Here is an 11,879-nt window from a genome sequence, read left to right on the forward strand (position 1 = left end):
AGTTAGTGTTAATCACTTACATAACAAGACGTATTAACAGCTATTTTTATAGCTAAATACACAGCATTATATTTACACGGCACAAGGACATGTCAGGATGACAACAAAAGGACAGGAAGCCGTAGGAAGAAATAAAACAGACTACAAGATTTAGCTTGTTTTGCATGGATGTGACATCGGACGTTGAGATGAGACCCGCATAATCAGGATGATTAGATGCGGGTTTTCTCATTTTAGCGCCTTTATAACATTATTAGCTTCTCATTTCTTTTTATTTCGTGCCTTTATCTTCATTACTATTTTGCACAAATCAGATGTCAATTTCATGACATTCCTGTATCTGCTATGTATCTATTCTTGTCTCATTTTTTACTTTGGGTTTTCTTCATAATCATGGTTGTAATCATTAAATTTCGCTAAGCTACAGTAAAATTTAGATGGGTGATGATCATGTTGAAGATCTATGGAATTAAAAACTGTAATTCAATGAAGAAAGCATTTGATCTGCTGGGTGAACTGGGTTTGAGCTATGAGTTTCATGACTATAAAAAACAGGGAATCGATGCTGAAACTGTAAAGACTTGGCTAGATACATTGGGTCAGGAAGTTGTGCTGAATAAAAAAGGTACCACTTGGCGCAAACTCAGTGAAGAAGAGCAGCAAACCGCCTTGGCAAATGAGGAAAATCTGCTTGCTGCCTTAATGACTCATACCAGTCTGATTAAACGTCCAATTCTGGCAACTGGTTCAGGTTTTATTGCGGGCTTTGATGAAACTGCCTATCGTGCGCTGAATAATTAAAGCGAACTAATAATAGAGTTCAATATAGCAACCGATTTATAGCCACAAAAAAGCCTGACAATCGTCAGGCTTTAACAGTCTCAGACTCAGAATCAGTTTGCACGAATCCAGGTCTGGTTACGGCCCAGCGCAGCTACACCAATAAAGCCACGCAGTTGCAGCTTCTTGCCACCATCAGCTAGGTTACCTTTTAGCTTATAGGTCTTACCTGATTGTGGATCAAGAATCGAACCACTCTCATAGTTGGTACCGCCCACATTTTTCAGACCTTTAACAATGGTCAGGCCTTTCAGAGATTTGTTGTGATATGGACCTTCACATTTCGTGCAGGCATTTTCTTCACCTTTGGTCAAAACCTTCTGAATGCTGGCACTTAAAGTCCCATTGCTTTGTTCAGTAAATTTTACAATCGCCTTTGGCTGATTGGTTTTGTCATCAATTGTTTTCCAGACTGTTCCGTTTAAAGGATCTGCGGCATTCGCCAATGCACTTAAACCCAGTAGTCCTAACATAAGCGCGATTTTTTTCATTTTTGTTTCTTTCCCTAAGTCTGTGAGTAGACCGTTGTAGTATTAATTAAGTCACAACAATTTTTCAATTTCTGGATGTGACTATCTAGTGTAACCTTGTAAATATTGTTGGTAAATAACATACCAGACCAATGAAAACATAAAAAGATGGAAAGAAAATGAAGATTAGTCCCCTTACGAAACAGTTAATTACAGAAACGATTTTAAAGACTTCCATCCGTAAACCCAGCCAGTTTAATCTCCCGCCTACTGCGCTCAGAAAAGCCCTTGAACAGTTCTGCAAACTTTTTCCTGTAGACAAAAATATTGAAATACGATCCTTAAAACTGGCAGGGCTGAATGCAGAGGAAATCAAGCCACAGCAAGAAGCTACCCAGCTGATTTTCCATATTCATGGGGGTGCCTTTTATTTGGGTTCAATGAAGACCCATCGTGCTTTTATGACCCAGATTGCTGCCCGTACCCAGATGCAGGTGCTGCATGTAGATTATCCACTTGCTCCTGAAGCACCTTATCCAGCCGCCCTGGATGCCGTTTTCAATGTGTATATGCAACTGTTAGATCAAGGCGTGCAAGCCAAAGACATCATTCTCTCTGGAGATTCTTGTGGAGCAAATCTGGCACTGGCGCTAGCCCTAAAAATTCAAAAACTGGAACTTCCGCAGCCCAGTGGTCTGATCCTGCTTTCTCCATTTGTTGATCTGACCCTGACTAGTGAATCCTTGCGCTACAATCAGGTACATGATGCCTTGTTATCCATTGAAACATTAGAAAGTGGCATTCAATACTATGTACCTTCGTCGATTGAGCATGGCAATCCTGAAGTATCACCTTATTTTTCCGACTTAACTGGTCTGCCACCCATGCATATTCAGGTCGGTTCCAAGGAAATTCTGCTGGATGATGCGCAGCGTCTCCGTGATAAGGCTCTCGCAGCAGGGGTTGAAGTAGAGTTCAAGCTATATACTGGTATGTGGCACAATTTTCAGATGTTTAGCGCTTGGTTTGATGAGGCCCGACAATCTCTGGCTGATTTGGCAAACTTTGCACACCGTCTGGATCGGGACTAAAAGCCCAGTTTTTATATTTTTCAATTTTCAGGATGGTGCAGGAAAATTTTCTATTTGGTAAATATTTAAAAAGCCAGATGCATCACTGTGACCTGCCCATCCTGTAATCTTTTCGCATGTTACAACGATGTAAATTTCAAACTTTACTAAAATGACCCATCTGTACAAAATATAACCATTCTCTTTCGCAGTATATTCATGCTATCTTAAGCCCAAGAAATAAAACATTTTATTTATTACGATATTTATAATTTAGAATGGTCATTATAGGATACAGCCTTGTATGAAGCGTATCTCGCCTGCTCTGCAAGCTATTTTCAAGTATAAAATTACCAAATATCTGGTTGAAGAAGAAGTGGTGATGAATTGGGGGGTACTGAAAAAATGTATCCTCATGCTTGTACTTGGCTGTGGTATCCATCTCAGCTGGATGCTTTGGGATATTTTTGTTTTACTCAGTCCTGAATATTGGCAATATGTGGATATAAGCGTGGCAAAAATGCAGATTATCCTCAATAGCCTGTTTTTACTGATTTTGCTTTGCCTGATTTATCCCTGTTATAAATTTCGAAATAACACCCGCATCGAACGTTATCTGCCCTATATCTCAGTTGGCATCTTTGTGGTTTCCCTTTGCCGCGATGCCTATATTGTTGGTGTCGTCAGTCCAGTGGCCATGATTGCCTATGTGAGCCTGATTACAGTAGGGCTGGTCCTGTTTTCTCGAACGCTGGTATATAGCATGCTGATTCCAGCTTCAATTTTTCTCAGTATTTGCGGTTATTTGAGCTATACCGGTCAGCTTACTTATTCACCACTTTTTACCATTCCAGGCAAACTGTTTTATAACGGTTTCTGGCTGGTATCCATGTTGTATTTTATTCTGCCTATTCTGGCTATCTGTATGATGCTGTTTGAAATCCTGCTCAGCCAGTGGCGACACCGTGAAAAACTGATCCAGCACCTAAGCCAGATTGACCCATTAACCAATCTGTTTAACCGACGTAGTATCAATCAATGTCTGGATAAACTGAATAGCGTGAAACTGGAAAGTTATGCTTTAGTTTTGTTAGATCTGGATCATTTCAAGAAAATTAATGATTACTATGGGCATCATAAAGGTGATGAAACCCTGATCCGGGTCAGTGAGGTACTCACCTTGCTGCTACGTGAAAGTGATGTAGTTGGCCGTTTTGGTGGTGAAGAATTTATTTTGATCCTGAAAAATTCCAATCTGGAAAAGGCGCGTCAGGTTGCAGAACGTTGCCGTGCTGCAATTCAGCAGCTGGAAATTTATAGTGATGACGGTCAGCGCATTCATGTCACTGCAAGTTTTGGTATTGCATTATCTAGTCCAGAACTTCGTCCACAACAGTTATTGAGTCAGGCAGATAAAGCCCTGTATCAGGCCAAAGCAAGTGGTCGTAATCTGGTTAAAGCCTATAACGCTACACTTGATGGCGGGATGCAACTGCATCATTCTTGATTTAAGTGACTTTTCCATAATTGCACACTGCATAAAATTATTTTATTGCGCTTGAACAAAACGTTCTATTTGTTCTAATAATTCAGCTTCAGTAAAAGCCCCAGTCAAACGCAAGCCACGAATTTCCTGTTGCCGGTCATTCAAGAAGAGATATGTCGGTGGACCCAGAATTTCCCACTGATTTAACAGTGCTTGATGCGTTACATCATAATGACTGAGATCCAGTTTGATCAGAAAATACGGTGCCAAAGCCTGCTGTACCTGAGCTGATTTTAGCACCCGGTGTTCGATGGGCTGACAGGCCACACACCAGTCGGCATAGACATCGACAATAACTCGCTGCCCTTTTGGTACTGTAGCCAGTAACTGCTCAAAATCGGTAGCAGTCGCTGCGACATGCCAAGTCGCCTGTTGCTGAGAAGTTTCAACAAAAAAGCGCTGACTGTGCTGATACTGACTATAAATAATATACGGCACTGCCGTTGCCAGGCAGATGATATACAACCATCGCAGTCCGGTATTTATCCAAAACAAGCGTGCCAATATGTAGGCCACAAAGCTTAAACCCAGCCCAAGAGAGAGCCACTGTAGTGCTGCTTCTGAAATCAGGGGGCGAATAAAATACAATGCCAGCGCCAGCATGATAAAGGCAAACAGAACCTTAACTTGATTCATCCAATGTCCCGCTCTAGGCAATATACGCGAACCGAGAACACTGGCTAGTAGCAAAGGAGTTCCCATACCAAAGCCTAAGGTAAATAGAAGCAAAGCACCCTGCCACTGACTTTGGGTTTGAGAAATAAATAGTAATGCCCCTGCCAGCGGTGCTGTCATACAAGGACCCACCAACAGTGCTGACACCATGCCCATAATACTGGCACTGACCAGAGTCCCGCCCTGTTGCATGGCTTGAACCTGATCCAGTCGATGTACCAAACGCTGTGGCAACTTGATTTCAAACAGACCAAACAGGTTGAGGGCAAAAGCCACAAATAATAAGCTAAAGGCAATTAAAGTAGCGGGCTGCTGTAGCCAGCGCTGGAAATTTAGTCCGGCAGAAGAAGCAATCAAGCCCAGTACTGCATAGACCAGAGCCATACTGATGACAAAGCATAAGGCAACCATCCAGGCCTGCATTCCGCGTCGATCCCGCACAATCAGTGAGGTCAAGATCGGTAACATTGGCAAGGAACAAGGCGTGAAAGCCAGCAGCATACCTAATCCAAAAAACAGCAACAGGCCATAGCCTAATGAACTTTCTGCCAGTTGTTCAGACCATTTTTGGTCTTTGGCAGCAAAGCTGGAGCCATCCTTATTATCTAATGTACTCACCTCGACAGATTCAGAACTATTATTCAGAATAGTATTTTGCTGGTCTGATGAATTGCTCAGATCAAGTAACTGTTTAGAACTAGCTCCTGTAGGCTGATATTGCACCAAACCGGACAGATCAGTTTTAAATTCAACTGTTTGTGGTGGGTAGCAGAGCCGATCTTTGGCACAACCCTGCCAGGTCACCTGATAGGTTTGCGAGGCTTGTGTCGGAATATTGAACTGTAATTGTTGATAGTAAACCTGAGTCTGACCGTAATTATCATCATGCAGGTCTTCAGCGGGTGGCAAATCCAGTTGCATTGTTTGGCCACCCTGCTGAACTTCTACCATATGCTGATAAATATAATAATTTTCAGGAATTTCCCAGCTCAGTTCCGCCCGCTGCGAACTGCTGGAAATCGCCGTAAATGGAAAAGCCTGATCAGGCGGCAATAAAGGTGCTTGCGCCTGTACTGCACAACTCAGCAGCAGACTCCCGAACAGGATTCGGGAGCCAGATCTACTCCAGGCTTTCAGTTTTTCGGCATCCATGACGACTGGTCAAAACTCCTAGAACAGGAACGCTACGCCCAGACCTGAGGTATAACTCTTGTCAGCACCATTCAGATCCACGCCCACGCTGGCATCCAGCTGAACACGATCATTCAGGGCATACATTACGCCTGTACCTAGCCCATATTCATAATCCTGGCTTTCAGCCTTGCGATAGACAAATTCCGAGAAGCCTGACCATTTATCAGCGATTTTATATTTCAGTGTGGGTACGGCCTGGACGGCCCACTGGTCATCCTGCCATTCATAACGCATGGTAATTGAAGTATTGACCAGATCATTATATTGATAAGCCACAGCTGAACTTAAACTATAAATATCTTCTTCATTACTAAAGCCTTGATTACCCGTCGCAATCAATGCTTCAGCCAGTAAAGCCATCGAAAGTCGCTCATCATCCAGATCAATAGCTTTTTTCAAACCAATACTGATATCACCGAGGCCATCATCTTCTGATTTAATGCCATCTATTTTACTTTTAGACCAGGATGGACCCTGCCAGCCCAGTTGTAATTCCAGGCTGTCACTTAAACCGGTACGCAACAACATATCGGCATTGAGTGTGGTGCTATAGTCATTGCCTGATTCAACATAGCTGGCAGAAGGCAGGCCCTGTTCCCAGGCTAACTGCCCTACTGGTATCGTCGTCGTGCTAAACCCCGTGCCTGGACGGTCGAAAGCAAAATCTGCAGCAAATACCTGCGCGCTCGCAGTTGCCAGTGCCACAAAACCCAATGTCTTTAATGTTGTCATAGATTGCTACTCTTTCTTTTTAAGTCTTAACCGAGTTCTTTGGACATCTTCGCGCCACGGCTACGCAGCAGTTCCAGTGTCTGCTTTTCTTCTTCCAGTGCTTCTGCCCAGTTAATTTCATCAAAGTCACAGTCAAAGAACAGATCACAGATTGAAGATAGAATAGTCAGGCCGTCTTCATCCCGGGTATTTGGATCGACATTTTCATCCAGTAAACGTTGTACGGCAGGTACACAGGCAGCACTGGCGGCGTCCCAAAGTGGACCATAAATTTCTTCGGCATCCCACAGGTGCAGATTCACTTTGGCTGCAATCAGGGCATCCAGAATATCAAGATGCACTTGAAGCTTCTGTTGTTTTTCTTCGTTAGATAGAACATTGCCTGCTTCATAAGCCTCGCAAACTTCTTCCCACCATTTGAACAGACCATCTGACCAGACAGAAATGACCGGACCTTTTTCCATATCAATAAAATTTGGGTTGAGTCCATCTGCCAGGAGCTTTTTCACCTGATTCAGATCCAGTTCTTCGAGTGCTTGCACAAAAAGCTGTTGTTGCGCAGTTAACATGATGGAGCTCACTTCAATTCGTTTTCGACTATTATGCCGAATAAAGCAGGATTTGTTTTATTCTCATTCGTTTATTTTATCTAAAATTGAAAAAAGCCCCGTAGGGGCCTTTTTCATCTGCAAACTTTTTATTCTTCTATATCTGTAACCGTTTCTTCGGCAAGTTTTAGCGGATTACCACGCACATTGTCTTTTTTCTCAATTACATGTTCCAGGCTGCGTTTTAAACGATCAATGGCCCCACGAATTGCGGTATCAATATTGTGACCATGATGGTTGACCACAATTGGCTTCAAGCCAGCAGGACGTGCTTCGATCATGCAGCGAATATCATCATCGCCACCTTTTGCGGCATTTTCATCACTAAGATGCACGGAGAAATGGGTAATACGCTCACTGTGGCGCTGGAATTCCTGATTTAATTCGGTACGAACGTAAGTAATTAGACGATCACTATTGCGAATATTTTTATCGGTACGGAGTTCAATGTTCATAAAATACCATCCTCAAATCATTATAACTTTTTAGTGCAGATTTTTTATCTTGGCACGTTTGTAGCTTGCTGTTTTGTATTGCATTTCACTTCTTCAAATCGTTTTGGATTAACCCTCCACATTGAATGATGAACACATTTTTGAGTCTGCAGAACCGTGTCCTTATACTTTGAATATCGGTCCTCTCTTAAAAATATGCAAGTGATATTTTGATTTTTTTAGCAAAAGGACAACCAATAGTGACAACTGCTTACTTACGCGGAAAACAATTGATTGAAACGATACAAAAGCAAGAATATTCACGCGATTTAATCGGCTATCACGGCAAACCACCCCATGCACAGTGGCCCAATGCTGCCCGAATCGCGGTACAGTTTGTATTGAACTATGAAGAAGGCGGTGAAAATCATGTTGAACATGGTGATAGCGGTTCCGAGCAGTTTCTGTCCGAAATCGTGGGTGCTGCCAGTTTTCCAGCAGTACACCGCTCCATGGATTCAATGTATGAATATGGCTCACGTGCTGGCTTCTGGCGTATTCATGAGGAGTTTCAAAAACGTGGCTGGCCTATGACAATTTTTGGAGTCGGTATGGCACTGGCTCGTAATCCTTATATCGTCGAGGCCATTAAGGCGGCTGATTATGATGTGGTCTCCCATGGTCAGCGCTGGTTGCATTATCAGGATATGGATATTGAAACTGAACGTCAGCATATGGATCAGGCCTTAAGCGTGCTGACTGAACTCTTTGGTGAAACGCCAATTGGCTGGTATACCGGACGCGACAGTCCTAATACACGTCAATTATTAGCTGAATTTTCTCAGATTAAATATGACTCTGATTATTATGGTGATGACCTCCCATTTTGGAGCACCTTAACTGAACCAAATGGTCAAAAACGCCCTCATTTGATCATCCCCTATACATTAGAGTGCAATGATATGAAGTTTAGCTCTCCGGGTGGTTTCAATTCAGGTGAGCAATTTTACCAATATTTAAAAGATGCCTTTGATGTGCTCTACAGTGAAGGGGAAACTGCACCAAAAATGATGTCAATTGGCATGCACTGTCGCCTGCTCGGACGTCCGGGACGCTTCAAAGCCTTGCAGCGCTTTATGGATTATGTACAGAGTCATGACAAAGTATGGGTCTGTCGTCGTAACGATATTGCACAACATTGGTACACCCACCATTTTCCTGCGCACCAGGACTAATCATTCACTGAAATCACCCAAAGAGAGCATGCTGCTCTCTTTTTTATTTTGACCTTCTGGTGGACTCGCTTGTCATACGATTATCGGCACTTTGGCATTGTTATTGCAATTTCCAGTGAGAAACACAGATCACAAAGCTTAAATTATGCAATTAACTGAATTTAACCAGGCATCTGACAGCGATATTGAACTGCTGCTCAAGCAGTGTGTGCATATTGACCGTTGGGCTGAAGAATTAAAGCAGCAACGACCTTTTACTTCAAGTGATGAGCTGCTCGAAGCTGCCAAAAGACAGGCACAGACCTGGACTTGGGAAGAGATTTCCAAGGCACTCGCAACCCATCCTCGGATTGGTGAAAAGCAGGCACAGACCGCTTTAACCGCCAAAGAAGAAGGTTTTTCCGAGCGAGAACAAGCCACGATTTCACAAGATGAAGAAACTCAAGCCGCTTTGCTAAAAGGCAATCTGGCCTATGAGAAAAAATTTGATTTCATCTTCCTGATTCGCGCAGCAGGTCGTAGTAGCGAAGAGATTCTGACAGCATTGAATTACCGCCTGGTGAATGACCTGGATACTGAAAAGCGTATTGTTCATCAGCAACTTTTAGAAATTGCTTTGTTACGTCTGGCACAGGAGATTGATGCATGATCAGCACCCATATTCTTGATACTCATCTGGGTAAACCTGCAGCCGATGTTGAAGTCAAATTAATGGATGCCAGAGGTCAGGTATTGGCGACTGCTAGCACCAATAGTGATGGCCGGGTACTGGTGCCGGATTTTGGCTTAGACAGTATTCATGCCGGTGACTACTGCATCGAGTTTGCGACCAAAGCCTATTTTGATGCCCAAGGCCTGGCTACCTTTTTTCCAAAGGCTGTGATCCATTTCAGCATTTTAGATGCTGCTCAGCATTATCACATTCCATTATTGATTAGCCCTTTTGCTTATTCGACCTATCGCGGTAGTTAAGTTAGCCCGCTCATTATTCAGAATAGAGAAGGATTTTATATGTCAGAACAAGAAAAAACTGTCTCACCCGAACACGAATTTTTAGGGGTTGGAAAAAGTGCGGCTTATGGCTTGCAGCATGTATTGACCATGTATGGCGGTATTATTGCCCCTCCCCTAATTGTGGGTACTGCCGCAGGCCTGAGCGGTATGGAAATCGGTCTGTTGATTGCCGCAGCACTATTTGTGGGTGGCCTGGCAACGATTTTACAAACAGCAGGCGTAAAATATGTCGGTGCTCGTTTGCCTTTGGTACAAGGGGTATCTTTTGCTGGCGTAGCCACTATGGTGGCGATCGTGACCACCGGAGGAGGATTGCAGGCAGTCTATGGCGCGGTAATTGTCTCTGGTCTGATCGGTTTCTTCCTGGCACCCTATTTCTCTAGAATTATCCGGTTTTTCCCACCGGTAGTCACTGGCTGTGTGATCACCATCATTGGTCTGTCTTTACTGCCAGTTGCAGTACGCTGGATGATGGGTGGCAACAAAAATGCTGAAAACTGGGGTAGTGCAGAAAATGTTAGCTTGGCGCTAATGACCTTAGCTATTGTGATTTTGCTGAATTTATCCCGCAATGCCACAGTACGTCGTTTGTCCATTCTGCTATCTATTGTATTAGGAAGCATAATTGCAGGTTTAATCGGCTTTGGTGACTTTTCTAAAGTGGCAGATGGTGCATGGTTACAATTCCCGAGTTTTTTTGCTTTTGGCATGCCCACGTTTGAGTTGACAGCCATTCTTTCCATGCTGATTGTGACTTTGGTGATCATGACTGAAACCACGGCTGATATTATTGCAGTCGGTGAAATTGTTGGTACCAAAGTCGATGCTGACCGTATTTCTGATGGTTTGCGTGCGGACATGCTATCGAGTGCCGCAGCCCCTATCTTCGGTTCGTTTATGCAAAGTGCTTTTGCACAGAATGTTGGACTGGTGGCGATTACTGGAGTTAAGAGCCGTTTTGTTGTGACCGCAGGCGGCATTATTCTGGTGGTACTGGGCTTGCTACCAATTATGGGTCGTTTAATTGCGTCTATTCCTGTACCGGTGTTTGGTGGTGCAGGCCTGGTATTATTTGGTACGGTCGCAGCGAGTGGTATTCGTACTTTAGCGAAGATCGACTATAACGAGCAAAAAAACCTGATCATTGTGGCGACTTCAATTGCTGCCGGAATGGTGCCTATTATTGATCATAGCTTTTATGCAGATTTTCCAAAATGGGTTCAAACTTTATTCCACTCTGGCATTAGTTCAACCTGTTTAATGGCCATTTTACTGAATATCTTATTCAACCATTTAAACTGGTTTCAGCCTAAGAATTTGGCCAATGCTGAACCGGTAGTAGATAGCCACCACTAAACCTGGGTTAAAAAAGTTGGTCGGAATATTGCATATAAATTTCAGTTACCGATCAATTTTCACTTTATTTTTACTTATTAATCTGTATGCTTTATCTGCTTTCTTGGGGGAGAGATATTAAATGAAACTTAAACAAATCGCGGCACTTTGTGCATTAGCTTCCACTGCGGCTTTTACTCAAGCAGCGCCTATCTGGCAAGATTTTAGTATCACTGGTCTTTATGGTGAGAACTATGAACAAGTGTTTACAGTTGAACCTGAAGAAGAACAGGCAACTTTAACTCTTGAATATGCTGCTGGCTTAAAATATGGCGATGTATTCTTCTTTATGGATCGTGCACGAACTGATGCAGACAGTAAATCAACTTATTTCGAGTTTTCACCTCGATTAAGCCTTGGTGCAGTATCAGGTAAAGATCTTTCTTTTGGCCCAGTCAAGGATGTCCTAGTATCAACTACTTGGGAAGGTGGTGAAGGCTTTGATAACTTCCTATACGGTATTGGTTTTGCACTAGATATTCCATATACTAGCTATGCAAATATTAACTTCTACCGAGCAAATAACGAAAATACTAAAGATGATTATCAAATGACAATCACTTATGCAGTGCCGTTTAAAATTGGTTCTGAAGAATTCTTAGCAGATGCTTTCTTGGATTGGTCAACAGGTGAAGATTCAAATCACAAGAGTGAGTTGAACTGGAC

13 protein-coding genes are annotated in these 11,879 nt (G+C 43.0%); 8 read left to right on the forward strand and 5 right to left on the reverse strand.

Annotated features, from left to right (window positions below; genetic code table 11):
- The first annotated feature begins 450 nt into the window (after positions 1–450).
- The gene (locus B3D47_RS12950; protein WP_004813791.1) at positions 451–801 is read left to right on the forward strand and encodes a Spx/MgsR family RNA polymerase-binding regulatory protein; all 351 of its coding nucleotides are present in this window, start codon (positions 451–453) and stop codon (positions 799–801) included.
- A 92-nt stretch (positions 802–893) separates the two neighbouring features.
- Here B3D47_RS12950 and B3D47_RS12955 read toward each other — a convergent pair whose 3' ends face one another.
- Complete coding sequence (locus B3D47_RS12955) at positions 894–1,331, reverse strand: DUF2147 domain-containing protein (protein ID WP_004813793.1); 438 nt, start codon at positions 1,329–1,331, stop codon at positions 894–896.
- A 158-nt stretch (positions 1,332–1,489) separates the two neighbouring features.
- Here B3D47_RS12955 and B3D47_RS12960 point away from each other — a divergent pair, with 158 nt between their 5' ends.
- A complete protein-coding gene (locus tag B3D47_RS12960) occupies positions 1,490–2,401 on the forward strand; it encodes an alpha/beta hydrolase (protein ID WP_286862371.1) in 912 nt (303 codons plus the stop codon).
- A 283-nt stretch (positions 2,402–2,684) separates the two neighbouring features.
- Positions 2,685–3,887 carry a GGDEF domain-containing protein gene (locus B3D47_RS12965; protein WP_163172505.1) on the forward strand — a complete coding sequence of 401 codons (1,203 nt, stop codon included), beginning with the start codon at positions 2,685–2,687 and terminating at the stop codon, positions 3,885–3,887.
- A gap of 42 nt (positions 3,888–3,929) precedes the next feature.
- On the opposite strand, the gene dsbD is transcribed toward B3D47_RS12965, so the two are convergent.
- The 4 genes from dsbD to B3D47_RS12985 all read right to left on the reverse strand — a co-directional run bounded on the left by dsbD (position 3,930) and on the right by B3D47_RS12985 (position 7,590).
- Positions 3,930–5,753: a protein-disulfide reductase DsbD gene (gene dsbD, locus B3D47_RS12970; protein WP_286862373.1), complete on the reverse strand. Its 1,824-nt coding sequence runs from the start codon at positions 5,751–5,753 to the stop codon at positions 3,930–3,932.
- A gap of 18 nt (positions 5,754–5,771) precedes the next feature.
- Positions 5,772–6,527 (reverse strand): transporter, encoded by a 756-nt coding sequence (locus B3D47_RS12975; RefSeq protein WP_286862375.1) that lies wholly within the window; start codon positions 6,525–6,527, stop codon positions 5,772–5,774.
- A 26-nt stretch (positions 6,528–6,553) separates the two neighbouring features.
- Complete coding sequence (locus B3D47_RS12980) at positions 6,554–7,096, reverse strand: ankyrin repeat domain-containing protein (protein WP_008305788.1); 543 nt, start codon at positions 7,094–7,096, stop codon at positions 6,554–6,556.
- A gap of 128 nt (positions 7,097–7,224) precedes the next feature.
- On the reverse strand, positions 7,225–7,590 hold the full coding sequence (locus B3D47_RS12985; RefSeq protein ID WP_004813805.1) for an HPF/RaiA family ribosome-associated protein: 366 nt from the start codon (positions 7,588–7,590) through the stop codon (positions 7,225–7,227).
- Between the two features lie 239 nt (positions 7,591–7,829).
- Here B3D47_RS12985 and puuE point away from each other — a divergent pair, with 239 nt between their 5' ends.
- The 5 genes from puuE to B3D47_RS13010 all read left to right on the forward strand — a co-directional run.
- Positions 7,830–8,804 (forward strand): allantoinase PuuE, encoded by a 975-nt coding sequence (gene puuE / locus B3D47_RS12990; RefSeq protein ID WP_004890824.1) that lies wholly within the window; start codon positions 7,830–7,832, stop codon positions 8,802–8,804.
- Positions 8,805–8,949: 145 nt separating this feature from the next.
- Entirely contained in the window at positions 8,950–9,453 is a 504-nt protein-coding gene (gene uraD, locus B3D47_RS12995) for a 2-oxo-4-hydroxy-4-carboxy-5-ureidoimidazoline decarboxylase (protein WP_004813809.1), read from the forward strand.
- Entirely contained in the window at positions 9,450–9,776 is a 327-nt protein-coding gene (uraH, locus tag B3D47_RS13000; protein WP_004890826.1) for a hydroxyisourate hydrolase, read from the forward strand. Before uraD ends, uraH begins: the two co-directional genes overlap by 4 nt.
- A gap of 39 nt (positions 9,777–9,815) precedes the next feature.
- Positions 9,816–11,174, forward strand: coding sequence for a nucleobase:cation symporter-2 family protein (locus tag B3D47_RS13005; protein WP_004890829.1), 1,359 nt, complete (start codon positions 9,816–9,818; stop codon positions 11,172–11,174).
- A 121-nt stretch (positions 11,175–11,295) separates the two neighbouring features.
- A partial coding sequence (locus tag B3D47_RS13010; RefSeq protein WP_286862379.1) for an outer membrane protein OmpK occupies positions 11,296–11,879 on the forward strand: 584 nt, incomplete at its 3' end.

This window comes from Acinetobacter sp. UBA3461 (assembly GCF_002381195.1).
GTDB classification, from domain to species: Bacteria; Pseudomonadota; Gammaproteobacteria; order Pseudomonadales; family Moraxellaceae; genus Acinetobacter; species Acinetobacter schindleri.

Excerpts from the sequence above, each read along its gene's own strand:
- dsbD (WP_286862373.1), bottom strand. The coding sequence starts at position 5,753 with ATGGATGCCGAAAAACTGAAAGCCTGGAGTAGATCTGGCTCCCGAATC.
- B3D47_RS12960 (WP_286862371.1), top strand. The coding sequence starts at position 1,490 with ATGAAGATTAGTCCCCTTACGAAACAGTTAATTACAGAAACGATTTTA.
- B3D47_RS13005 (WP_004890829.1), top strand. The coding sequence starts at position 9,816 with ATGTCAGAACAAGAAAAAACTGTCTCACCCGAACACGAATTTTTAGGG.
- uraH (WP_004890826.1), top strand. The coding sequence starts at position 9,450 with ATGATCAGCACCCATATTCTTGATACTCATCTGGGTAAACCTGCAGCC.
- uraD (WP_004813809.1), top strand. The coding sequence starts at position 8,950 with ATGCAATTAACTGAATTTAACCAGGCATCTGACAGCGATATTGAACTG.
- B3D47_RS12985 (WP_004813805.1), bottom strand. The coding sequence starts at position 7,590 with ATGAACATTGAACTCCGTACCGATAAAAATATTCGCAATAGTGATCGT.
- B3D47_RS12980 (WP_008305788.1), bottom strand. The coding sequence starts at position 7,096 with ATGTTAACTGCGCAACAACAGCTTTTTGTGCAAGCACTCGAAGAACTG.
- B3D47_RS12975 (WP_286862375.1), bottom strand. The coding sequence starts at position 6,527 with ATGACAACATTAAAGACATTGGGTTTTGTGGCACTGGCAACTGCGAGC.
- B3D47_RS12955 (WP_004813793.1), bottom strand. The coding sequence starts at position 1,331 with ATGAAAAAAATCGCGCTTATGTTAGGACTACTGGGTTTAAGTGCATTG.
- B3D47_RS12950 (WP_004813791.1), top strand. The coding sequence starts at position 451 with ATGTTGAAGATCTATGGAATTAAAAACTGTAATTCAATGAAGAAAGCA.
- B3D47_RS12965 (WP_163172505.1), top strand. The coding sequence starts at position 2,685 with ATGAAGCGTATCTCGCCTGCTCTGCAAGCTATTTTCAAGTATAAAATT.